Below are 20,568 nucleotides of genomic sequence, written 5' to 3'. Positions count from 1 at the left end.
GGCCCGCCCTCCGGCCCGCCCTCCGGCCCGGCTGTCCGGTCGGCGGGCCCGCCCGGTCAGCCGACGTGGCCGCCGATCAGCCACCCCAGCAGGTACGTCACCCCGGCCGCCGCCCCGCCCAGCACCAGCTGCCGCAGCCCGCTGAACCACCAGCTGCGCGCCGTCACCCGGGCCACCACCGCGCCGCACAGGAACAGCCCCGCCGCCGACAGCAGCAGCGCGGGCACCAGCGAGGTCGCCCCCAGCAGGTACGGCAGCAGCGGCAGCAGCGCACCCACCGCGAAGCAGACGAACGAGGACCCGGCGGCCACCCACGGCGACGGCAGGTCGTTGGGGTCGACGCCCAGCTCCTCCCGGGCGTGGACCTCCAGGGCCTGGTCCGGATTGGCCGACAGCTGCCGGGCGACCTCGTGGGCCAGCTCCGGCTCCACCCCGCGGGAGACGTACAGCTGCGCCAGCTCGGCCAGCTCGCCGTGCGGGTTGCGGCTCAGCTCCAGCCGCTCGACCTCGATCTCCGCCTGGACCAGCTCGGCCTGCGAGGCGACCGAGGTGTACTCCCCCGCCGCCATCGAGCAGGCACCGGCCGCCAGCCCGGCGAGCCCGGTCAGCACGACCGTGCCGTTGGACGCCGCGCCGCCGACCACACCGGTCATCAGGGCGAAGTTGGAGACCAGGCCGTCCATCGCGCCGAACACGGCGGGCCGCAGCCAGCCGCCGTTCACGTCCCGGTGGTGGTCCGCCGCGGGTATGCGGGGGTGCTGCCCGGCCTCGGGCTCCAGGGTGGTCGCGCTCACGGTCGTTCCCCTCCGTTCAATTCGTCTGCCTTGAACGTAGCCGCCCTGACCTGGGCACTTCCAGCAAAGTAAGGCTGTCCGAACACCGCGACGGCCGCCCACCGCGAGCATCGCGGGGGCGGCCGGTCCGGGGTGAAGTCCCAGGTCAGGTCAGGTTCTTGGCGTCCTTGCCGGTGGCGTCGGCGGCTCCGGCGGCCGGTTCCCCGGCCTCCTCGCCGTCCACGGACCGGGACGGTTTCCTCCCGGCGGCACCCTCCGGCGCCCGGTCGGCCGGCTCCTCGTCCGCCCCGGTGCGGGCCTTGCCGGCCACGGCCGCGGCCTCGGCGGCCTCCGGCTCCGACTCGTGCGCGGCGGGGTCGATGGTGGCCGGGTCCTCCCGGCCGGGCCGCTTCTTCCCGACGATCACCAGGTACGCCACGGCGCCCAGGAACACCAGGATCGAGGTCCAGTCGTTCAGCCGCAGGCCGAAGTAGACGTGCGCCTCGTCGATCCGCAGCCACTCCGTCCAGAACCGGCCCACCGTGTACGCGGCCACGTACAGCGCGAACGCCCGGCCGTGGCCCAGGGTGAAGCGGCGGTCCGCCCAGATCACCAGCAGCGCGACGGCGACGCACCAGATCGACTCGTAGAGGAAGGTCGGGTGGTAGACGCCCTTGACGACCTCACCGCCGGGCAGCGTCTTGTCGATCTCCAGGCCCCACGGCAGCGTGGTCGGGCGGCCGTACAGCTCCTGGTTGAAGTAGTTGCCCCAGCGGCCCAGCGCCTGCGCGAGCGCGATGCCCGGCGCGATGGCGTCGGCGTAGGCGGGCAGCGGCACGCCCCGGCGGCGGGCGCCGATCCAGGCGCCGACCGCGCCCAGCGCGATCGCGCCCCAGATCCCGAGGCCGCCCTCCCAGATCTTGAAGGCGTTCCAGGGGTTCCTGCCCTCGTCGAAGTACAGCTGGTGGTCGGTGATCACGTGGTAGAGCCGGCCGCCGACCAGGCCGAAGGGCACGGCCCAGACGGCGATGTCGCCGACCGTGTGCTTGGCACCGCCCCGGGCGACCCAGCGCTTGCTGCCGAGCCAGACGGCCACGACGACACCGAGGATGATGCAGAAGGCGTAGGCGCGCAGCGGGACGGGTCCGAGGTACAGGACGCCCCGCGACGGGCTGGGAATGTAGGCGATATCCATGGCGGTTCCGACGCTACAGGGTCCGCGGCCCCCGCCGGACACCCCCGGGGTCACAGAAACCGAACAACGGGCCGCGCGACGCCGCCGCCGCCCCCTCCGGACGGGGAGGGAGCGGCGGCGGCGCCCGGCGGGGTGGAGCCCGTCCGGTGGATCCGGTGCGCCCGGGCGGGAGCGGCCGGACCGGCTCCGGAACTCAGCCGGCGTTGGGGGACGGGTTGTTGGCCTCCGACGCGGTGCTGGTCGGCGCCGGCGTCTGCCCGTTGGAGCCGGGGGTGCCGAGCTGCTTGCCCTGGTTGGCGGCGTCGACCCACTTCATCAGGTTGGCCGGGGTGATCTCCTCGGAGCCGTTCTTGGGGTAGATCGGCTGGCCGTTGAGCAGCACGGTCGGGGTCGACTTGTAGCTGGACTTGTCGAAGTCCTGCTGCACCGAGGAGACCCACCCGCCGAACTTGTTGTCGTTGACGCAGGCCTGGAAGGCGGGGGTGTCGAGGCCGTTGACCTGCTTGGCGAGGTTGAGCAGGACGGCCTTGTCCCCGAAGGCGTCGCTGGTCTCGTCCGGCTGGTTGCGGTAGAGCACGTCGTGGTAGTCCCGGAAGTGCCCGGCGTCCTGGGCGCAGGCCAGCGCGTTGGCCGCGGTCTTGGAGCCCTTGCCGGGGACGGCCCGGTCGATGAACGACACGATGTGGTAGTTGGTGGAGATCTTGCCGGCGTCCTCGAGCTGGTCGACGGTCGGCGAGAACTCGCGCTCGAAGATGCCGCAGGCCGGGCAGCGCGGGTCCTCGTAGACGGTGAGGACGGACGGGGCGTTGGCCGAGCCGACCGGGATGACCAGGTTCTTGTCGCCGATGGTCCCGGCGGGGGCGGCCGTCGGGGTCTCCGGCTTGGAGCGCTGGTTCTGCACCACGACGCCGGTGACCACGGCGGCGGCGATCACCGCGAGCACCACGCCGCCCACGATCAGCTTCTTCTTCCGCCGGGACGCGGCCTCCTCGGCCGCCCGCTGCGCCTGCATCCGCTCGCGGGCGGTGCGCTTGCCTTCTCGGTTCTTCTCGCTCATTGCCTTGACATCCACAGTCGGAGGGCCTTCGTGGGGTGGGGTGGTCGGGGTGCGGCGGGCCGGCCGGTCAGCTCGCGAGCCAGCCGTCCGCCGAGAACTTGGTGCGGGGCCGCCACAGCAGCCACCCGGCGAGCAGCAGGAAGCCGGTGTCGCGCAGGATCTCCTGCAGGTACTCGGTCTGCGAGGCGTCGACGTGCCCGCCGCCGCCGAAGCAGCCGCAGTCGATCGAGATGCCGCGCGCCCAGGCGGAGGCGATCCCGGCGATGAAGGCGAGCAGCAGCACCGCGGAGACGCCGGCGACGATCCGCACGCCGAGGCCGATCACCAGCAGCAGGGCGAGCGCCAGCTCCAGGAAGGGCAGGGCGTAGCCGACCGGTTTGACCAGGCCTTCGGGCAGGATCTCGTAGGCGCGGACGGCCTGGGCGGCCTCCGCCGGGTCGGCGATCTTGGCGAGGCCCGCCCAGCCCCAGACCACCGCGAGGCCGAGCCTGGCGGCGGTGCCCAGCCACAGGCTCCAGGCCGGATCCGACGGCCGCACCGCCGGTGCGGGCGCCGAGTCGCCGGGCTGCGTTGCCGGGCCGGCCATCAGGGAACCCCCCTTGGGAAACTCGTTCACTTCCTGACGAACCGTAAGGGACGAGGGGTGGTTCCTCCATATTCAGGAATTAAGCCGGACGAGTGACGGCTGATGACGGTGTGTCCGTATTCGACGAACACCCGTTCCCCCTCCGGCGGCGCCCGGCGCGCCTCAGAGCCGGTGGCAGCCGGGCGGGCGGCCCGGGCCGGTCGGGTCGGCCCGGCCCGCGTGGTGCGGGCGGGCGGCCCGTTCGGCGGCGTCCCACCGGGCCGCCTCGGCGCAGGCGTGCGCGTCCCGCACGGCCCGTTCGGCGCCGCGCTTGGCCAGCGCCTGCCCCACCTCGGTGTGCGCCCCGACGGCGGCGCCGAGGGCCAGCGCGGCGGCCGCCGCGCGCAGCAGAACGGCCCGATGGAGACCCGGCACCGGCTCACCCCTTCGTTCGCTCGGCGACCTCGTGCACGTCGCCCGTGCACTCGTCCCTCCACTCAACGCCGGTCAACCCCGCCTGATGCGTGTCCCCGGCGCTGTTCACCCGTTCGGGGCCGCACCGCTGCGCCGCACGCCCGCCACCCGTCCCCCGGGCGGTCCGGGTGCGGGCCACGAAGGGCGACGGCCCGCCACCCCCCTGCGCGAGGGGGGTGGCGGGCCGTCGGGTGGTACGGGTGCGGGTCAGCGCCGGCGGACGCCCGCCGCCAGGTCGCCGGCGACGGCGCGCACCGCGTCCAGCGCGGCCGCCTCGTCGTCCCCGGCCTCCAGGATCCGCTTCACGAACGCGGAGCCCACGATCACGCCGTCCGCGAAGCCCGCCACCTCGGCGGCCTGCTCCGCGGTGGAGACCCCGAGGCCCACGCAGACCGGGAGGTCGGTGGTGGCCCGGGTGCGGGCGACCAGGTCCTCGGCGAGCGAGCCGACCTGGGTGCGGGTGCCGGTCACGCCCATCACGGCGGCGGCGTAGACGAAGCCGCTGCCGGCCGCGGTGACCTCGGCCAGGCGGTGGTCCTTGCTGCTCGGGGCGACCACGAACACGGTGTCCAGGCCGTGCTCCTCCGCCGCCTTGCGCCACTCCTCGGACTCCTCGACCGGCAGGTCGGGCAGGATGCAGCCGACGCCGCCCGCGGCGGCGAGGTCGGCGGCGAAGCGCGCGGTGCCGTAGCGCTCGACCGGGTTCCAGTACGTCATCACCAGCACCGCCGCCTCGGGGTGCGCGGTGGCGACCTCCTGGACGGTGCGCAGCACGTCCTTGATCCGCACGCCGCCGCGCAGCGCGATGTCGTCGGCGGTCTGGATGACGGCGCCGTCCAGGACCGGGTCGGAGTGCGGCAGGCCGACCTCGACGACGTCGCAGCCGCCCTCGATCAGGGCGTTGACCGCCCGGATGCCGCCGTCGACGGTCGGGAAGCCGGCCGGCAGGTAGCCGATCAGCGCGGCGCGGTTCTCCGCCTTGGCGGCGGCCAGGATGCCGCTGAGCTTCGATGCCATGGTCACTTACCCCCGTGGGCCGAGTCGTGGGCCGAGTCGTGGGCCGCGTCGCCGGCCGGCTCGTCGTACAGGCCGAAGTACTCGGCCGCGGTGTGCATGTCCTTGTCGCCGCGCCCGGAGAGCGAGACCAGGATGGTGGCCTCGGGCCCGAGTTCACGGCCCAGTTCGAGGGCCCCGGCGAGCGCGTGGGCGCTCTCGATGGCCGGGATGATGCCCTCGGTGCGGGACAGCAGCCGCAGCGCCTGCATGGCGGCGTCGTCGGTGACGGGGCGGTACTCGGCCCGGCCGGAGTCCTTCAGCCAGGCGTGCTCCGGGCCGACGCCCGGGTAGTCGAGGCCGGCCGAGATGGAGTGCGACTCGATGGTCTGGCCGTCCTCGTCCTGCAGGACGTAGGTGCGCGAGCCGTGCAGCACGCCGGGGTCGCCCTTGGTGAGGGTGGCGGCGTGCCGGGGGGTCTCGGCGCCCTCGCCGGCGGCCTCGCAGCCGATCAGGCGCACGCCGGCGTCGGGGATGAACTCGTGGAAGATGCCCATCGCGTTGGAGCCGCCGCCGACGCAGGCGACGACGGCGTCGGGCAGCCGCCCGGTGCGGTCGAGGACCTGCTGGCGCGCCTCGACGCCGATGACCCGGTGGAAGTCGCGGACCATCATCGGGAAGGGGTGCGGGCCGGCGACGGTGCCGAACAGGTAGTGGGTGGAGTCCACGTTGGCGACCCAGTCGCGGAACGCCTCGTTGATGGCGTCCTTGAGGGTGCGGCTGCCGGAGGTGACGGACACCACCTCGGCGCCCAGCATCCGCATCCGGGCGACGTTCAGCGCCTGGCGCTGGGTGTCGACCTCGCCCATGTAGATGGTGCAGTCGAAGCCGAACAGCGCGCAGGCGGTGGCGGTGGCCACGCCGTGCTGGCCGGCGCCGGTCTCGGCGATGATCCGGGTCTTGCCCATCCGCCGGGTGAGGAGGGCCTGGCCCAGCACGTTGTTGATCTTGTGCGAGCCGGTGTGGTTGAGGTCCTCGCGCTTGAGCAGGACGCGCGCGCCGCCCGCCTCGGCGGAGAAGCGGTGCACGTCGGTCAGCGGGCTCGGCCGGCCGGTGTAGTCCTTGAGCAGGGCGTCCAGCTCGGCGGTGAAGGCCGGGTCGGACTTGGCCTTCTCGTACTCCTCGGCGACCTGCTCGACGGCGGCGACCAGCGCCTCCGGGATGAAACGGCCGCCGTAGGCGCCGAAGTAGCCCCGGGCGTCCGGCACCTGGGCGCCGGGGAGGTAGTCCTTCGCGGACTTGTCGGACATGGTGGAAGTCCTTAGGGGGAGATGACGACAGTGACGTCTTCTGGCCGGGACCGGCCGAACGTCAGCCGCCATCGGCGGCCCGGCACCTGCCCGGGCTCGCAGCCGATCACGTACCGCACCCGCCGCCCCAGCACCCGGCGTGCGGGCGCGCGGCAGCCGCGCGGGCGGCAACCGGGGGCGAGGCGGGTGGCGATCTTCATGTCGGCCGGTCAGTCCTTGTGCCGGACGGCGGGGTGGGCCCCGGCGGCGACCAGGTCGGCGACCGCGGCGCGCGGGTCCTTGCCGGTCACCAGGGACTCGCCCACGAGCACCGCGTCGGCGCCCAGGTTGGCGTAGGAGATCACGTCCAGCGGGCCGCGCACGCCGGACTCGGCGACCTTGACGACGCTGTCCGGGATGGCGTGGACCACGTTGCCGAAGGTGTTGCGGTCCACCTCGAGGGTCTTGAGGTTGCGGGCGTTGACGCCGATGATCCGCGCCCCGGCGTCCACCGCGCGCTTGATCTCCTCCTCGTCGTGCACCTCGACCAGCGGGGTGAGGCCGATCGACTCGGCGCGCTCGATCAGCGACACCAGGGCCGGCTGCTCGAGGGCGGCGACGATCAGCAGCGCGAGGTCGGCGCCGTGCGCCCGGGCCTCCCACAGCTGGTACGCGGTGACGATGAAGTCCTTGCGCAGCAGCGGGGTGTCCACCGCGGCGCGGACGGCGTCCAGGTCGGCCAGCGACCCGCCGAAGCGGCGCTGCTCGGTCAGCACGCTGATCGCGGCGGCTCCGCCGGCCGCGTAGTCGCCCGCCAGTGCGGCCGGGTCGGCGATCGCGGCCAGCGCGCCCTTGGACGGGCTGGAGCGCTTCACCTCGCAGATCACCCGGACCCCGTCGCCCTTCAGGGCGGCGACGCCGTCCTTGGCCTCGGGGGCCTTGGCGGCGCGCTCCTTGAGCTCGTCCAGGGAGACCCGGGCCTGGCGTTCGGCGAGGTCCTCGCGGACCCCCTCGATGATCGTGTCGAGCACACTCATGCGCCCACCTCGCTTCGCTCGGCAGGCGCTGCGCGCAACACGCACCTGTCAATGGTTCGCTCTCCCCCAGCCTGCGGCTGGAGGTACCCCCATCGCTCGCTCACGCGAAGTGCCCCCATCATTTCTGCTAGTTCGCTAGCGACGAGCCGACCGGGACGGACCCGGTGGCTCTTCGATGGTATCGGCACCGGGGGGCGCGGGGCGCATCCGCCCGGGGCGCGTCTCGCGGACCGGACGCCCCCTGGAGCGGCTCTCAACTGCGGTTTCACCGGACGTCCACCGGTCCTCGAAGCCCCCGGTGGATCGAGTGGACCGATCACCGGCCCACCATGTGGACCGGTGCCCGCCCGCTCAGACCAGCGGCGGGGCCAGTCCCGCGCCGACCGGCAGGTTGCGCACCACGGTGAACACCAGGACCAGCAGCGCGATCAGCACCCAGCGCCGGCCGCCGACCACGAGCCGGGGGCGCGGGCCGCCGGTCAGCGCGGCCCAGCCCCAGCGCAGCCAGAGCAGCGCCAGCACGCCGAGGAGCAGCACGGCCACCGCGTTGTCGTGCAGGGCTCCGGTCAGGTCGCCGTGGGTCAGCGCGTGCACGCAGCGCAGCCCCCCGCAGCCGGGGCACCACCAGCCGGTGGCGGTCAGGAACGGGCAGTCGGGGTAGTGCCCGGGGGAGTTCGGGTCCACCACGGCGACGAAGGCGGTGGGGACGGCCACCGCCGCCAGCGCGGCCAGCGGCGGGCCCAGCCGGCGCAGGACGGGCGGCGGGGCGGAGGCGGTGGGGGCGGCGTTCACGCCCCGATTGTGCCCGTGTCGGGCCCGGACGGAACGGAACGGCGGGCGCGCCGCGCCCGCCGTTCCGTCGTCCGCGGAAGGTCCGTCGTCAGGCGGTGGCGGCGGCGAGGGCGGCGCGGGCCGCGTGGGCCTCGGCCTGCTCCTCGCGCGAGGCGTAGACGTTGGTGCTGGGCTGCTTGCCCATGCCCGCCATCGACATGGCCTTGCCGACCACGCCACCGGCCAGGACGACCGCCAGGCCGGCCCAGACCAGCAGCACCGACGGGAGGATCATCGCGACCCCCGCGATCCCGGAGCCGATGAAGGAGATGGTCACGCCGGTCCAGGCGGCGGGGGTGTGACCGTGTGCTGCTGCTGCCATCTGATGGTGCTCCTAGCCTCTCGGGGCCCGGCCGGGCCTGCGGGGCCGCCGGCGGGTTGACGACCTCCATTGTGCCGGGCCACACACCGGCTCCCCAAAGCGGGTGCCGGGTCTATCGCGTCACACGCGTGCCGGTCAGCCGGACGTCGGGTCCTCGCCGCGGTCCAGGGCCTTCCACAGGTCCGCCGGGGTCTCGCTCCGCGCCGGGGCCTTGCGGGTCGGCGCCTCGTACCGGCTGCCCATCGCCGGCCAGCCGCGGCCGTAGCGGAGGGTGAGCAGCCCGGCGACAGCCAGCAGCAGTCCGCCGACCAGGGCCACCCACGGCCAGCCGGTGTGGCCGACCCCGGTGGCCGCCGAGCCGGTCAGGGCCAGCTTGCGGGCCGCCTCGGCGTCCAGCGCGGCGGTGTCGCCGGCGCCCGCGGCGGAGGCGGCGGCCGCGCCGAGACCCGCCAGCAGGGTCAGCGCGCCCACCGCGAGCCGGCCTGCGCCGCGCACCGCGAACACCGCCACGGCCGCCGCGAGGCCCACCAGGGCCAGCCCGCCGGGCAGTTCGGAGATCGTGCCGCCGGTGACGGACACCGCCAGGGTGCCGGCCCGGCCCTCCGCCCAGACCCGGCCGACGGCGGTCAGCACCAGGACGGCGCTCAGCACGGTCAGCAGCAGCATCACGCCGAGCGTCCGGCGGGCCGCGGAGGGGGCCGGGGCGGCGGGGGCGGGGGTCTGGTCAGGAGCGGTCACCCGTCCACTATCCCCCGCCCGACGCGTCACACCGAACCCGGGGTGGGCGGCCCGGTCGGGAACTCGTCGGTGCGCAGCACGACCGTGCGCCCGCCGAGCGGCAGGAACAGGTCGTTGCCGAACGGCACCCGCTCGGCCTCCCGGTAGGCGCCGTCGGCGGACGGCGCGGTGTGCACGGTGCAGACCGCGGCCGCCGTGTCGACCACCACGTACAGCGGGATCCCGCCGAGCGCGTACGCCCGTGCCGTCCCGGCCGGGTGCGGCCCGGCCGCCTCCAGCACCGCCTCGACACCGGCGCCCGGGTGGCGGCCGCGGTCGTCGGGCCGGGCGTCCGGGGCGACGACGGCCAGGTCGGCGGTGAGGCCGCCACCGGGCGCCCCCGGGGCGTCGACCACCACCCCGCGCAGCACCCGGCCGCGGCCCGCCAGCTGTTCGCCGATCTGGGCGGCGGCACTGTGCAGGGCCGCGCGCCCCGGCCCGCCCTGCGGCTCCTCGGTCATCCCGGCCGCCTCTCTCGACGCCCCTCGACGGTTGCGGCGTCCTACGACATCTCCGGCGTCCGCAGCGTATTGGCGGTGGCGACGGCCCGCAGCACGGCGGCCGCCTTGTTGCGGCACTCGGTGTCCTCCCCGTGCGGGTCGGAGTCGGCGACGACACCCGCCCCGGCCTGCACGTAGGCGGTGCCGTCGCGCAGCACGGCGGTGCGGATGGCGATCGCGGTGTCGGAGTCCCCGGCGAAGTCCAGGTAGCCGACGCAGCCGCCGTAGAGGCCGCGGCGGGTGGGCTCCAGCTCCTCGATGATCCGCATCGCCCGCGGCTTGGGCGCACCGGAGAGGGTGCCGGCGGGGAAGCAGGCGGTCAGCACGTCGAAGGCGGTCCGCCCGGGTGCGACCGTGCCGGTGACGGTGGAGACGATGTGCATCACGTGGCTGTAGCGCTCGATCTGCATGAAGTCGACCACCTCCACGCTGCCCGGCTCGCAGACCCGCCCCAGGTCGTTGCGGCCGAGGTCGACCAGCATCAGGTGCTCGGCCCGCTCCTTGGGGTCGGCGAGCAGCTCGGCGGCCAGCGCCGCGTCCTCGTGCGGGGTGGCGCCGCGGTGCCGGGTGCCGGCGATCGGGTGCAGCATCGCCTCGCCCTCGGTGACCTTGACCAGCGCCTCCGGGCTGGAGCCGACCACGTCGAAGCCGCCCTCGGCACCGCCGTCCGGCCCGGGGAAGCGGAACAGGTACATGTACGGGCTGGGGTTGGTGGTGCGCAGGACGCGGTAGACGTCCAGCGCGGAGGCCGGGCAGGGGGCCTCGAAGCGCTGCGAGGGGACGACCTGGAAGGCCTCGCCGGCCCGGATCCGCTCCTTGACCTCCTCGACGGCCGCCCGGTACGGCGCGCCGCCGAACGGGGAGCGGGCCTCGCCGGGGCCGGAGGGGGTGAAGGTGGCCAGGCCCGGGTCGACCGGCTTGAGCAGGTCGGCCTCCATGGCGTCGAGCCGGGCCACCGCGTCCGCGTGGGCCTCGTCCACGCCGCTGGCCAGGTCGTTGTGGTTGACGGCGTTGGCGATCAGCAGCACCGTGCCGTCGGCGTGGTCGAGCACGGCGAGGTCGGTGGCGAGCAGCATGGTCAGCTCGGGCAGCTTCAGGTCGTCCGGGTTGAGGTCGGGCAGCTTCTCCAGCCGGCGGACCACGTCGTAGCCGAGGTAGCCGACCAGGCCGCCGGTGAGCGGCGGCAGGCCGTCGTCGGTGTGCCGCGGGGTGTGCAGCGCCTCCAGGGCGGCGCGCAGCACCTGCAGCGGGTCCCCCGTGGTGGGGATGCCGACCGGCGGGGTGCCCAGCCAGCGGGCGTCGCCGTCCGGGCCGGCGGTGAGCACGGCGGCGCTGCGCACGCCGACGAAGGAGTAGCGCGACCAGCTGCGCCCCTGCTCGGCGGACTCCAGCAGGAAGGTGCCGGGTCGCTCGGCGGCGAGGCTGCGGTACAGGCCGATCGGGGTGAGACCGTCCGCGAGGAGCCTGCGGGTGACCGGGATGACCCGGGTGTCGACGGCGAGCTTGCGGAAGGCTTCGAGTTCCATGGCGGGCGGCACCTTCTGGAGTTCCGGTCGGGGTCGGGGGGAGGCGGGGTTCGGTCGGGGAACGCGGGGTTCAGTCGGGGGACGCGGGGCTCAGGAGAGCGGGAGCACGTCGGCGTCGAAGCAGGTGCGGTCCCCGGTGTGGCAGGCCGCGCCGGTCTGGTCGACCCTGACCAGCAGCGTGTCGCCGTCGCAGTCCAGCGCCACCGACTTGACCGCCTGGACGTGGCCGGAGGTGTCGCCCTTCACCCAGTACTCGCTGCGGCTGCGGCTCCAGTAGGTGCAGCGGCCGGTGGTGAGCGTGCGGTGCAGCGCCTCGTCGTCCATCCAGCCGAGCATCAGCACCTCGCCGGTGTCGTACTGCTGCGCGATGGCCGGGAGCAGGCCGTCCTCGGTCCGCTTGAGGCGGGCGGCGATCTCGGGGGCCAGGGCGGTGGTGCCGGGGGCGGCGGGTGTGGTGGACATGGGGCCATTGTTGCAGTCCGGGCCCGGCCCCCGGCACGTACCTGACCGGCCCCGACACCCGCCGGACACGCTCTACGACGCCTCGCGTTCGCAGCCGGACGGCCAGATCCGGTGGACGAACAGCCCGGCGGCCTCGGCCAGTCCGGCGATCCGGGCGGGTTCGCTGCCGGGTTCGCCGTCCCAGACCGCGATCAGCTCGTCGATCATGCCGACCAGGGCGCGCCCGGTGTCGTCGCCGAGTCCGCCGCGCTCCACGGCGGCCAGCCGGTGGACGGCGTTGGCCTCGTTCAACAGGCGCAGCCGGGTGGCCCGGTGCCCGTCGTCGGCACGGCCGACCGCGGGGGCGCTCGTGGGGACGATCACCTCCAGTTTGCCGCCGTGCTCCAGGACGGAGCGGGCGAACCAGCTCTCCGGCCCCTCCTCGACGCAACTGACGCCGACCAGTTCGTACGGGCCGAAGGTGGTGACCAGCTGCCAGAGGTCGCCGCGGACCAGCATCTCCGTGATGCCGCCCGACAGACCCTGGTGACCGGTGATTCCGACGCGCATTCCCAGCTCCCGGGACTCGTGTCGTGCCGCCGGGAGCCTATCCGACGGCGCGCGGACGCTCGGTACCGGGACGATTTCGGCCAACCTCCTGCCGGGCGGGCCCCCGGTGGGCCATCCTCGTGGCCATGACCTCCGAGCAGCAGCCGCCCGCAGCCGCCGAATCCCGCCCGTCCCGGGGCCTGGTCCTCACCGTCGCGGCGGTCCTGGCCGTGCTGCTCGCGGTGGTGGCCACCGTCCTGCTCTGGCCGGAGGAGCGGAAGCCCGCCGCCGCACCGCCCCCGCCCGCCCCCACGGCCACCCCGACCCCCACGCCGACGCCCACCCCGACACCGACCCCCGCCCCGACGAAGACCCCGCCCTACGCCTTCTTCCCGGTCGGCGCCTGCTTCGACCACCCGCAGCTGAGCCCGGTGATCACCAAGGCCGAGGAACGCCCCTGCACCGGCGAGCACGACGGCCAGGTCATCGCCGACCTCAAACTGGCCGACGGACTGGCCGGCGAGATCCCGATCGCGCTCGCCATGCGGGAGGGCTGCAAGGAGGCCGAGGCCGCCGCCAAGGCCCGCCAGAACGACGGAAAGACGTACTACGGGCGCCAGTTCGGCCCCGCCGGCACCAACTACCAGCAGGGCTGGCGGGACTACACCTGCACCCTGACCCTCAGCAACAAGCAGGGCGGGCCCAAGCTCACCGGCGCCCTGCGCTGACCTGTCCACGCCGTAGGCTGGCGGCATGTCGAACCACGCCCTCGCCGAGCGCCACCGTCTCGCCGAACTCCTGGCCGCCGCCGGGCCTGACGCCCCCACCCTCTGCGCCGGGTGGACCACCCGGGACCTCGCCGCCCACCTGGTGATCCGCGAGCGCCGGGCCGACGCGGCGGCCGGCATCCGGATCGGCGCGCTCGCCGACTGGACCCGGCGGGTGCAGGACGACTACGCCGGGCGCCCGTACGAGGAGTTGGTGCGCACGTTCCGCGCCGGCCCGCCGCTGCTCTCCCTGTTCGCCCTGCCCGGCGCGGACGAGGCCGCCAACACCGTCGAGTACTTCGTGCACGCCGAGGACGTCGCGCGCGCGGGCGAGGAGTGGACCGCCCGCCCGGTGCCGCCCGGCCGCGCCGACGCGCTCTGGCGCCGCCTGCCGATGATCGCCCGCTTCGAGGCCGGCCGCCGCTCCCCCGTCCGCCTCGTCCTGGAGCGCCCCGACGGCCGCTCCCTCACCGTCGGCCCCGCCGGCGCCCCCACCGTCCGCCTCACCGGCGAACCGGGCGAGCTGGTCCTCTTCGTCTACGGCCGCGGCGCCCGCACCACCCTCACCGCCGACGGCGCCCCCGACGCCGTCGAAGCCCTCCGCCACATCCTCCCGCTCCCGTAGCCCGGCAGGAGCCGAGAGCCCAGGGAGAAGTCACAGGATTGGGTGATTGCGTCGGCCCCCTCCCCAGAGGAGGCCGACGCCCCGAGCCCCGACCAAGCGGCGCCCGACCGCGAATGTGCCGACTCAACAGGCGGTTACCGCCGGGTGGCAACCGCCTGCTTGCACGGCTCTGGCCGCCAGGAGGGCACGCCGCGCCCGCGTCGCGCCCCCGGCCGTCACGGAAGCTCCGCACCCGATGCCCGGAGCCCCCTTCCCCGGCCCCGCGCAGGACCGGCAGATGCCTGATTTCGGCACCGGGTCACGGCACTCGACACACTCCGCGTACCGGGCCGCTGAAGGACGTCCTGGGGCGCAGGGGGACGGCATCTTGTGCTGCAGCCGGTAGCGGAGCACCGCCGCGGCGGAGTACACGGGAGCAGGCAGACCCGGCAACAAGGCCTGGGCCAGGTCGGTCGGCGAACTGCCTCGATCCAGCCATTGGAGGACCAAGGGCGCCAACTCCCGCGCCTCGGCCTCTCCAAGCCGAAGCCGGGGTTCGGGCCTGATCACCCGCAACAAGGTGGCCGTTGCCTCAAGGACCGCCTCATCAGGCACGGCCGTCGACTCCCGGGATCTCCCCGGAACACCCCCTCCCGGTTCAGGGTCGCTTCCATCGGCCGGCCCCGCGGGGAGGGAGGTTTCTTGCTCCCGGTCTTTTGGAGAGCCGCCAGCAGGACCGGGGCCCGATCGACCGGGCGCCGGAGGGGCGACACCCGGCGAGAAGCACTGCGGGGTGTCGTAGACGTGGGCCTCGCTACGGATCGTCCCGTCGAGCCGGCGGATCTTCTCGACCCGGTAGAACCCGGCCTCGGTCAGTTCCCTCAGGGCCCGGCGGACGGCGCCACGCCCCTGCAGACTGGAGTCCGCCATGTGTCGGCCGTCCTCCCGCCAGCCGTCAGGACGCGAGAGGAGATCCGCGAGGAGACCGCGGGCGGTGTAGCTCAACTGCCGGTACTGCAGCACGGCGTTGGGAAGAACGGTGAAGTGCCCTACGTGTTCTGTACGATGGATACGCATCGGGAGGTTGTGCTCCTGGTGCCGGACCCCGGGGTGTTGGTAGCACCGCCGGGGTCGCCTTTTCTCTTGCGGTTCGGAACGTAACACGCCGACCACCGGAACGACTTCCCTTTGCAATAAGGGTGCTTATCTCATAACTCATCGAGGCTATAAGCGCTGCCCGTCGGCCTCGCGGCGCCCGCGCCGCGAGGCCGACCGACGACAGGTCAGACGACCCGCTCGATCTCCTCGAAGATGTCGGCGTCCGTCTCCTTCTGCCATTCCGGCAGGGCGGCCCAGTCGGCGACATAGCTCGGCTTCGGGTCCGGGATGTGCTTGTGGATCTGGGCGATCCAGCACAGGGCGACGAAGCGGCCCTTCTGCTCCCTGCTGAGCCTCGCGGTCATGCCGCCGCTCACCGTGACGAAGTCGCGGACCTGACCGAACACCGCGGCAGCCGACTCGCGCTCCCAGTCCGGAGTCTCGTCCCAGGGCGTGATGTATCCCGGCTTCGGCTCACCCGGAAAGTTCCTCCTGACCCCGGCGATCCATGCCTCACGGAAGATCCGGCCGTCCTCGTTCTCCATGCTCAGTCCTCTCGTCGTCTGTTCAGGATGGAATCGCGGGCAGACTCGCAATCTGGCTGCTCAGCATAGAGATGCGCTGGTCAGCCTTTAGTGGTTCGAGGTGGCCTCGAAGCTCACGCAACTTGCTGCTGACGTACCCTGATCCGCTCCTCCTGGCGAGCGCCAAGGCTTCACCGGCATAGCACAGTAGGTGATCACGGTCGCTTCGCTGAACTCCGAGTATGGCGAGGTCGGTGAGAACGCTCCCCCGTCGCCGCGGGGACAGCGTCGGCTTCAACGCCTCCGTGAGGGCCTTCTCCGCGAGATCCGGCCTGCATAGCCGGATGTAGCAGGTACCTCGCTCCTCAGCAAGCCGGGAACCGTCGAAGCGTAGCCAGCCACCGTTGTGGATCTGCCCCGAGAGTGCGTGGACCTGCCCCGCGACGTCCAAAGCCCGGTTACATGAGTCGAGGTCACCCAGGCCGGCATACGCCTCGGCTAGGACGGCCGCCACCCAATAGCGTGTCGAGAGTTCTCGGTCTCCTCTTTTGGCCAGCTCAAAAGCAGCGTTGAGCATGGTGACTGCCTTTGCGAACTTCCGCTCGTAAAGGCAGATGAAGGCATGCCGAGTCAGAGCACAGGCCCAAAGATCATGAGCCCTCGCCTCGCGCGCAGCGCTGGCGGCCAGGGCGTAGCAGTGAGCAGCATCGGTGTGGCGATTCCCGTCGAAGAAGATCTCACCGGCAAGCTGGAAGAGGTCTGCAGAGAGGATGCAGAGCTGCTGGCGCTCAGCTTCGGTCTTGGCCCGCTCGAAAGCCTCGATGAGCACTGCAAGTTGTTCTCGAACCATCGGATAGACCGCTGACTTGGCACCAGCGAACGAGAAGCTCCGCCACAGGTGCGCGGTCACCTGTCCGTGGAGACCCAGATCAGTGGCGGACGAAGCCGCTACCCGTTCCACAGCGTGGCCCCGATCAAGGGGCGGCAACGCAACCAGTGTCCCGGTGACGCTCAGCGCCTGGAGGAACTCACGGCGGTTCATTTCGTCAACGTCACCCGCATCCAGATAGGTCCAGGAGGCCGCAGCGGTGGCTGAGGTGACGGCCCCTGCCTGCGGAAGGGCCGCTAAGGGATCGCTGCGGCTCGGCCGCGGCCCGAATACGGCTCCGAGCTCCGAGGTGGTGACCTCCAGGAGCCGGGCGAGCCTGGGCCGGATGTGCGGCTGCGGCTCGGTCTCGCCGCGCTCCCAACGGGCGACCGTCGAACGGTCGACACCGAGTGCCTCGGCAAGCCTCTCCTGACTGTAGCCCAGGGCCTTTCGCCGTTGTGCCAGCCGTGGCCTCGTGGCTGCCATGCGGTTGCCCTTCGCTCTGCTGATGCATCGGTCCAGGTCAGAGCTCCTGGTGCATCGAGTATGCACCAGAGGCGCACCCGGATTGCTCTGGTTCGCGCCAACTGCTTCTTTTTTCCTGGGTGGTGCGGCAAACAGGCCGCGACGAAGACGCGTGAAGGCGCATAGGCGCCGATACGTCGACTTGGAGTACAACGGCTATGAGTCCGCTAAACACCCCAATGGTGCCGATGTCGGGTGAGTGGGACGCCGAGGCAGATCTCGCGTCGGTTCCCGCGACGCGCCGGAATGTCGCCCGCCTCGTTCGCTCATGGGAAGTCCCCATAGCGGACGACGCCGTGCGCGACGTGGAACTGTGCGCGGCCGAACTGCTCGCCAACGCTCTTGAACATGCAGCCGGGCCCTGCCGAGTGACGGTCCGGTGGACCGGTGTGCGTCTGCGGGTCGAGGTGATGGATGCGGGCCCGGGCCTGCCACAGAGGAGCGCGCCCGACGACATGGCCACCGCCGGCCGTGGCCTCCTCCTGGTGGAATCGCTGGCTCACTCCTGGGGCTGGTACCCGGTGGAGACGGGCAAGGTCGTGTGGTTCGAGGTGGCACCCGACCGGATCGTGACGGGAGACGCGCGGCTCGCCGTACTCGTCTCCGCGGTTCAGGTCCGGGCGCAGCAGCAGGCCCGGGCCGGCGAGAGCCGGCTGAGGACGGAGACCGTTCGGTGACCGAGCCTTCCACGCCCACTCGGTACGTAGTCCGCTTGATCGACTCCCGGAGTCCGCACTTCGTCCTGCTGTACTGCTGGGGGATCTATGACCGGGCCCGACACGAGTACGTGCGCGTTCCAGGCACCTCGGACCGGATCAGGCGCTTCTACACCGTGTCGGCCGCCGAGGCTCACCTGCGAGTCCTACGTGCCGCTGCGGAGTCTCAGATGGTCTGAGGGTGTCGACCGTTCAACCGGACCGGCTGATCTCCCTGCCGAAGCAGCCCCAGGAACCCATTGGCGAAGGAGCCGTACCATGCACGACCTGATCGCGAGCCCGTTTCTGAACAGCTTCGTCGTGTTGCGACCAGGCCGCCTGGAGGGCATCGCGCTGCCCGAACGGCGCTTCCGGGAACTGGCGCAGTCCCACGGATCCGGGCTCGCCGTTCCACTCTGGCTCACGGACGCCGCCCGCAGCCGGTGGGGGATCGACGTCGCCCCTCGGCCGGTCAGTCATGCCGTGCACATCCGCGACGCCCCGGTGTACGGCCATAGCCGGGCGAGCTGGGAGATCAATCTCGGCTGTGACCTGGACTGCGAACACTGCTACCTCGGGGAGAAGCGGTTTGCCGGCCTGGACGCCGAAGGCAAGCAGCGGCTGCTCCTGATCCTGCGGGACGCAGGGGTGTTGTGGCTGCAGATCACGGGAGGCGAGGCGCTGATCAACCCCCACTTCGCGGCCTCCTGCCGGCTCGCGCACGACCTCGGAATGATGGTCGAGGTTTTGACGAACGGCACGCGGCTGACGAGCCCCACCATCCTGGAATCGCTCACCACCAGCAGGCCGTACCGGGTCACGGTGTCGCTCTACGGAGCGACCGCGGAGACGTACGACTCGTTCACCCGCCGCCGGGGCGCCTTCAGAAGGGTCACCCGCGGGCTGGCCGCTGGGGTCGAGGCCGGCCTTCCCCTACGGCTGGCGTTGATCGTCACCGCGCAGAACGCACACGAGAACGACCGAATGCGCGGTATGGCCGACGAACTGGGCATTCCATACAAGGAGTACACCCACATGTCGCCGACGATCTACGGCGGCGCGGAGTCGCTTGCGTCCCAGTCACCCGCCCACCTGAAGGCCCTCGAACGCTTCACGGGCTGCAACGCGGGACACACCTTCCTGCACGTCGATCCGCACGGACGGGCATCGATGTGCAAGGTCGGCCGGGACGAGCAGATCGACCTCATGGCCGAAGGCGTCGAAGGTCTCGTCCGGCTCGGCGCAATCGCCGACCGCCTCATGCTTCGCACCGGTGGCTGTTCCGGCTGTCGTCTCTCCGGACTCTGTTCGGTCTGCCGACCGCTGGCCAAGCGCTATCAGGAGGCGAAGGCACCACTGAACACCTACTGCCAACACGAACAGAAGGGAGACTCGGGATGACCGCTGTCATGGTCGAGCTGACCGCCACCCGACGTGAGGACGACGAGGCGCTGGCATTCATCGACGACATGGAGGACTTCGGTGCTGACGTCCTCCCCGGGTGCAGCGACGACAACCCGTACCGGTAGGGCGCGAGCTCCGGAGGCCGACGGCTGTGGTGCCGTCGGCCTCCGGGCCGACTCTGGGAGCCTGGGTACCGTGACCACCATCCGCATGCACTGGGCAGATCTACCCGAAGCCGTACACCGGGCCGTCGCCGCCCGCCTCGGAACGCCCATCCTTGCTTCGGAGACGGTCTCGGCAGGTTTCAACTCCGAGATCGCCGCCACGCTCACCACCGCCGACAGCACCGTCTTCGTCAAGGGGATGCGGCTGAGTCACCCACGCATGTGGACCCAACGGCGTGAGACGGAGATCAACCCGTACGTGGTGGGCCTCGCCCCCTCGCTGCTGTGGCACCTGGACGTCGACGGCTGGAGCCTCGTCGCGTTCGAGCACGTCGAGGCCCGCCACGCCGACTACCGCCAGGCCGGGGAGCTGGAGTTGCTGGTCGGGGCTCTCAGCCGGCTCGGCCGCACCCCGTGCCCGCCGATCGAGCTGCGCCGCGCCGAGCAGCGGTGGGCCGCCTACGTGGACGACCCCGGGATGCCGGCCCGGTTCGCCGGGGGTTCCCTGCTGCACACCGACCTGAACAACGAGAACGTCCTGGTTCGAGGCGGCCGCGCTCTCCTGGTCGACTGGGCGTGGGCCACACGGGGGGCGCCCTGGATCGACCCAGCCCTCTGGGTGATCTGGTTGATCGCCGCAGGCGGCCACAGCCCAGCCGCGGCAGAGACCTGGGCGGCAAGGGTTCCGACGTGGAAGAACGGCGATCCGACCGTGGTGGACGCCTTCGCACGGGCTCAGGCGCGCATGTGGACCGACATCGCCGGAGATGACCCGGACCCGTGGACCGCTGGGCTGAACCGGGCCGCCCAGCGGTGGGCACGGTTCCGGAGTGCTCGGTGACGGTTCGGACCTGAGCACCCACACGATCAAGCTCCCGGTCTGGCATCGTGAGCAGGATCTGAAGGTGGCCGAGCAATACGTCCGCGCGGCCGTCGAGATCAGCGACCATCACGAGGAGCTGCAGTGACCGTCACCTCCCCCGCGTTCGTGGCCGGCCTGGCGGCCGACGCCGAAGCCGCCGGGATCACCGGCTTCGTCGCCGCCGCCGTGATCGACCGCGACGGTCGCATCCTGCTCGTCCGTCGCAACCCGGACGACTACATGGGCGGCCTGTGGGAGATCCCGTCCGGCACGATCGAGACCGGGGAAACCATCCTGGACGCCCTCCGCCGGGAGACCGCCGAGGAGACCGGCCTGACCGTCGACCAGGTCACCGGCTACATCGGTCACTTCGACTACGCCGAAGCCCCGGCGGCATGACACGCCAATTCACCTTCACCGTCACGGTGGAGAAGTACGAACCCGTCGTCCTCACCGAACACGACGCACACCAGTGGGCCCTTCCGGGTGAGCTGCCCGCGGCGAGTGACGCGGTTCGCAAGCTGATCGCACCCTGAGCTACGGAACGAGCCAATCGGGCCGGAACGCGTGCACGAGGTCCTGGCAACCGCCGAAGTGGCGCCCCCCCGCCGGCCGGGGGGGGGCCCCCCCGGGGGGGGCCCCCCAACCCCCAGTGGGGGGGCGCACCACCCGCGACCACCACCCCCCCCCCCCTAAACTGGGGGGGCGACAGACCCACCGCGGGCCCC

The 20,568-nt window shown here is 72.5% G+C and carries 27 protein-coding genes; 9 read left to right on the top strand and 18 right to left on the bottom strand.

Annotation, left to right across the window (positions count from 1 at the left end):
• Positions 1–56: 56 nt before the first annotated feature.
• The 16 genes from ACIRS1_RS31360 to ACIRS1_RS31285 form a co-directional block, all read right to left on the bottom strand.
• Positions 57–779, bottom strand: coding sequence for a VIT1/CCC1 transporter family protein (locus ACIRS1_RS31360; RefSeq protein WP_360212499.1), 723 nt, complete (start codon positions 777–779; stop codon positions 57–59).
• A 160-nt stretch (positions 780–939) separates the two neighbouring features.
• A complete protein-coding gene (gene lgt, locus ACIRS1_RS31355; protein WP_402845546.1) occupies positions 940–1,968 on the bottom strand; it encodes a prolipoprotein diacylglyceryl transferase in 1,029 nt (342 codons plus the stop codon).
• Positions 1,969–2,161: 193 nt separating this feature from the next.
• Positions 2,162–3,025: a DsbA family protein gene (locus tag ACIRS1_RS31350; protein ID WP_402845544.1), complete on the bottom strand. Its 864-nt coding sequence runs from the start codon at positions 3,023–3,025 to the stop codon at positions 2,162–2,164.
• 67 nt (positions 3,026–3,092) lie between these two features.
• Positions 3,093–3,611 (bottom strand): MauE/DoxX family redox-associated membrane protein, encoded by a 519-nt coding sequence (locus ACIRS1_RS31345; RefSeq protein WP_402845542.1) that lies wholly within the window; start codon positions 3,609–3,611, stop codon positions 3,093–3,095.
• 162 nt (positions 3,612–3,773) lie between these two features.
• On the bottom strand, positions 3,774–4,025 hold the full coding sequence (locus ACIRS1_RS31340; RefSeq protein WP_402845540.1) for a hypothetical protein: 252 nt from the start codon (positions 4,023–4,025) through the stop codon (positions 3,774–3,776).
• Positions 4,026–4,271: 246 nt separating this feature from the next.
• A complete protein-coding gene (trpA, locus tag ACIRS1_RS31335) occupies positions 4,272–5,081 on the bottom strand; it encodes a tryptophan synthase subunit alpha (protein ID WP_360212463.1) in 810 nt (269 codons plus the stop codon).
• Positions 5,082–5,083: 2 nt separating this feature from the next.
• Positions 5,084–6,367 carry a tryptophan synthase subunit beta gene (trpB, locus tag ACIRS1_RS31330; RefSeq protein ID WP_396317934.1) on the bottom strand — a complete coding sequence of 428 codons (1,284 nt, stop codon included), beginning with the start codon at positions 6,365–6,367 and terminating at the stop codon, positions 5,084–5,086.
• 11 nt (positions 6,368–6,378) lie between these two features.
• Positions 6,379–6,567, bottom strand: a complete 189-nt coding sequence (gene trpM, locus ACIRS1_RS31325) for a tryptophan biosynthesis modulator TrpM (RefSeq protein WP_387898528.1) — start codon at positions 6,565–6,567, stop codon at positions 6,379–6,381.
• 9 nt (positions 6,568–6,576) lie between these two features.
• Complete coding sequence (trpC, locus tag ACIRS1_RS31320; RefSeq protein WP_360212466.1) at positions 6,577–7,383, bottom strand: indole-3-glycerol phosphate synthase TrpC; 807 nt, start codon at positions 7,381–7,383, stop codon at positions 6,577–6,579.
• Positions 7,384–7,734: 351 nt separating this feature from the next.
• Positions 7,735–8,175, bottom strand: coding sequence for a DUF2752 domain-containing protein (locus tag ACIRS1_RS31315; RefSeq protein ID WP_360212468.1), 441 nt, complete (start codon positions 8,173–8,175; stop codon positions 7,735–7,737).
• Positions 8,176–8,263: 88 nt separating this feature from the next.
• Complete coding sequence (locus ACIRS1_RS31310) at positions 8,264–8,536, bottom strand: HGxxPAAW family protein (RefSeq protein ID WP_360212470.1); 273 nt, start codon at positions 8,534–8,536, stop codon at positions 8,264–8,266.
• Between the two features lie 135 nt (positions 8,537–8,671).
• On the bottom strand, positions 8,672–9,274 hold the full coding sequence (locus ACIRS1_RS31305; RefSeq protein WP_402845536.1) for a TIGR02234 family membrane protein: 603 nt from the start codon (positions 9,272–9,274) through the stop codon (positions 8,672–8,674).
• Positions 9,275–9,300: 26 nt separating this feature from the next.
• Complete coding sequence (locus ACIRS1_RS31300) at positions 9,301–9,774, bottom strand: hypothetical protein (protein WP_402845535.1); 474 nt, start codon at positions 9,772–9,774, stop codon at positions 9,301–9,303.
• 41 nt (positions 9,775–9,815) lie between these two features.
• Complete coding sequence (locus ACIRS1_RS31295; protein WP_360212476.1) at positions 9,816–11,339, bottom strand: anthranilate synthase component I; 1,524 nt, start codon at positions 11,337–11,339, stop codon at positions 9,816–9,818.
• Between the two features lie 90 nt (positions 11,340–11,429).
• The gene (gene hisI / locus ACIRS1_RS31290; RefSeq protein ID WP_360212478.1) at positions 11,430–11,801 is read right to left on the bottom strand and encodes a phosphoribosyl-AMP cyclohydrolase; all 372 of its coding nucleotides are present in this window, start codon (positions 11,799–11,801) and stop codon (positions 11,430–11,432) included.
• 72 nt (positions 11,802–11,873) lie between these two features.
• Positions 11,874–12,350 carry a hypothetical protein gene (locus ACIRS1_RS31285; protein ID WP_402845533.1) on the bottom strand — a complete coding sequence of 159 codons (477 nt, stop codon included), beginning with the start codon at positions 12,348–12,350 and terminating at the stop codon, positions 11,874–11,876.
• Positions 12,351–12,475: 125 nt separating this feature from the next.
• Here ACIRS1_RS31285 and ACIRS1_RS31280 point away from each other — a divergent pair, with 125 nt between their 5' ends.
• On the top strand, positions 12,476–13,057 hold the full coding sequence (locus ACIRS1_RS31280; RefSeq protein WP_402845531.1) for a hypothetical protein: 582 nt from the start codon (positions 12,476–12,478) through the stop codon (positions 13,055–13,057).
• A 25-nt stretch (positions 13,058–13,082) separates the two neighbouring features.
• The gene (locus ACIRS1_RS31275; protein WP_360212484.1) at positions 13,083–13,721 is read left to right on the top strand and encodes a TIGR03085 family metal-binding protein; all 639 of its coding nucleotides are present in this window, start codon (positions 13,083–13,085) and stop codon (positions 13,719–13,721) included.
• Positions 13,722–14,983: 1,262 nt separating this feature from the next.
• On the opposite strand, the gene ACIRS1_RS31270 is transcribed toward ACIRS1_RS31275, so the two are convergent.
• Entirely contained in the window at positions 14,984–15,343 is a 360-nt protein-coding gene (locus ACIRS1_RS31270; RefSeq protein ID WP_402845529.1) for a hypothetical protein, read from the bottom strand.
• Between the two features lie 22 nt (positions 15,344–15,365).
• On the bottom strand, positions 15,366–16,676 hold the full coding sequence (locus tag ACIRS1_RS31265) for a helix-turn-helix transcriptional regulator (protein WP_402845528.1): 1,311 nt from the start codon (positions 16,674–16,676) through the stop codon (positions 15,366–15,368).
• Between the two features lie 227 nt (positions 16,677–16,903).
• Between ACIRS1_RS31265 and ACIRS1_RS31260 the strand changes: the two genes are divergently transcribed.
• The 7 genes from ACIRS1_RS31260 (at position 16,904) to ACIRS1_RS31230 (ending at position 20,376) form a co-directional block, all read left to right on the top strand.
• Positions 16,904–17,392, top strand: a complete 489-nt coding sequence (locus ACIRS1_RS31260) for an ATP-binding protein (RefSeq protein WP_402845526.1) — start codon at positions 16,904–16,906, stop codon at positions 17,390–17,392.
• A gap of 297 nt (positions 17,393–17,689) precedes the next feature.
• Positions 17,690–18,811, top strand: coding sequence for a radical SAM protein (locus tag ACIRS1_RS31255; protein WP_402845524.1), 1,122 nt, complete (start codon positions 17,690–17,692; stop codon positions 18,809–18,811).
• Positions 18,808–18,939, top strand: a complete 132-nt coding sequence (locus tag ACIRS1_RS31250) for a hypothetical protein (protein WP_402845523.1) — start codon at positions 18,808–18,810, stop codon at positions 18,937–18,939. Before ACIRS1_RS31255 ends, ACIRS1_RS31250 begins: the two co-directional genes overlap by 4 nt.
• Before the next feature lie 70 nt (positions 18,940–19,009).
• The gene (locus ACIRS1_RS31245) at positions 19,010–19,819 is read left to right on the top strand and encodes an aminoglycoside phosphotransferase (protein WP_402845521.1); all 810 of its coding nucleotides are present in this window, start codon (positions 19,010–19,012) and stop codon (positions 19,817–19,819) included.
• Entirely contained in the window at positions 19,809–19,946 is a 138-nt protein-coding gene (locus tag ACIRS1_RS31240) for a hypothetical protein (protein WP_402845519.1), read from the top strand. Before ACIRS1_RS31245 ends, ACIRS1_RS31240 begins: the two co-directional genes overlap by 11 nt.
• Positions 19,943–20,239, top strand: coding sequence for an NUDIX domain-containing protein (locus ACIRS1_RS31235; protein WP_402845517.1), 297 nt, complete (start codon positions 19,943–19,945; stop codon positions 20,237–20,239). Before ACIRS1_RS31240 ends, ACIRS1_RS31235 begins: the two co-directional genes overlap by 4 nt.
• Positions 20,236–20,376, top strand: coding sequence for a hypothetical protein (locus ACIRS1_RS31230; RefSeq protein ID WP_402845515.1), 141 nt, complete (start codon positions 20,236–20,238; stop codon positions 20,374–20,376). The genes ACIRS1_RS31235 and ACIRS1_RS31230 overlap by 4 nt, the downstream gene beginning before the upstream one ends.
• Positions 20,377–20,568 lie beyond the last annotated feature (192 nt).

The sequence above is a fragment of the Kitasatospora sp. NPDC101176 genome (assembly GCF_044768035.1).
Lineage (GTDB): Bacteria > Actinomycetota > Actinomycetes > Streptomycetales > Streptomycetaceae > Kitasatospora.
Note: the sequence above shows the minus strand (reverse complement) of the source record. Positions and strands in the feature narration are given on the sequence as shown.

What these genes read in the sequence shown, in the direction of transcription:
- lgt (WP_402845546.1), bottom strand. Translation starts at nt 1,968, where the DNA reads ATGGATATCGCCTACATTCCCAGCCCGTCGCGGGGCGTCCTGTACCTC.
- ACIRS1_RS31350 (WP_402845544.1), bottom strand. Translation starts at nt 3,025, where the DNA reads ATGAGCGAGAAGAACCGAGAAGGCAAGCGCACCGCCCGCGAGCGGATG.
- ACIRS1_RS31345 (WP_402845542.1), bottom strand. Translation starts at nt 3,611, where the DNA reads ATGGCCGGCCCGGCAACGCAGCCCGGCGACTCGGCGCCCGCACCGGCG.
- trpA (WP_360212463.1), bottom strand. Translation starts at nt 5,081, where the DNA reads ATGGCATCGAAGCTCAGCGGCATCCTGGCCGCCGCCAAGGCGGAGAAC.
- trpB (WP_396317934.1), bottom strand. Translation starts at nt 6,367, where the DNA reads ATGTCCGACAAGTCCGCGAAGGACTACCTCCCCGGCGCCCAGGTGCCG.
- trpM (WP_387898528.1), bottom strand. Translation starts at nt 6,567, where the DNA reads ATGAAGATCGCCACCCGCCTCGCCCCCGGTTGCCGCCCGCGCGGCTGC.
- trpC (WP_360212466.1), bottom strand. Translation starts at nt 7,383, where the DNA reads ATGAGTGTGCTCGACACGATCATCGAGGGGGTCCGCGAGGACCTCGCC.
- ACIRS1_RS31310 (WP_360212470.1), bottom strand. Translation starts at nt 8,536, where the DNA reads ATGGCAGCAGCAGCACACGGTCACACCCCCGCCGCCTGGACCGGCGTG.
- ACIRS1_RS31300 (WP_402845535.1), bottom strand. Translation starts at nt 9,774, where the DNA reads ATGACCGAGGAGCCGCAGGGCGGGCCGGGGCGCGCGGCCCTGCACAGT.
- ACIRS1_RS31295 (WP_360212476.1), bottom strand. Translation starts at nt 11,339, where the DNA reads ATGGAACTCGAAGCCTTCCGCAAGCTCGCCGTCGACACCCGGGTCATC.
- hisI (WP_360212478.1), bottom strand. Translation starts at nt 11,801, where the DNA reads ATGTCCACCACACCCGCCGCCCCCGGCACCACCGCCCTGGCCCCCGAG.
- ACIRS1_RS31285 (WP_402845533.1), bottom strand. Translation starts at nt 12,350, where the DNA reads ATGCGCGTCGGAATCACCGGTCACCAGGGTCTGTCGGGCGGCATCACG.
- ACIRS1_RS31280 (WP_402845531.1), top strand. Translation starts at nt 12,476, where the DNA reads ATGACCTCCGAGCAGCAGCCGCCCGCAGCCGCCGAATCCCGCCCGTCC.
- ACIRS1_RS31275 (WP_360212484.1), top strand. Translation starts at nt 13,083, where the DNA reads ATGTCGAACCACGCCCTCGCCGAGCGCCACCGTCTCGCCGAACTCCTG.
- ACIRS1_RS31270 (WP_402845529.1), bottom strand. Translation starts at nt 15,343, where the DNA reads ATGGAGAACGAGGACGGCCGGATCTTCCGTGAGGCATGGATCGCCGGG.
- ACIRS1_RS31265 (WP_402845528.1), bottom strand. Translation starts at nt 16,676, where the DNA reads ATGGCAGCCACGAGGCCACGGCTGGCACAACGGCGAAAGGCCCTGGGC.
- ACIRS1_RS31260 (WP_402845526.1), top strand. Translation starts at nt 16,904, where the DNA reads ATGTCGGGTGAGTGGGACGCCGAGGCAGATCTCGCGTCGGTTCCCGCG.
- ACIRS1_RS31255 (WP_402845524.1), top strand. Translation starts at nt 17,690, where the DNA reads ATGCACGACCTGATCGCGAGCCCGTTTCTGAACAGCTTCGTCGTGTTG.
- ACIRS1_RS31250 (WP_402845523.1), top strand. Translation starts at nt 18,808, where the DNA reads ATGACCGCTGTCATGGTCGAGCTGACCGCCACCCGACGTGAGGACGAC.
- ACIRS1_RS31230 (WP_402845515.1), top strand. Translation starts at nt 20,236, where the DNA reads ATGACACGCCAATTCACCTTCACCGTCACGGTGGAGAAGTACGAACCC.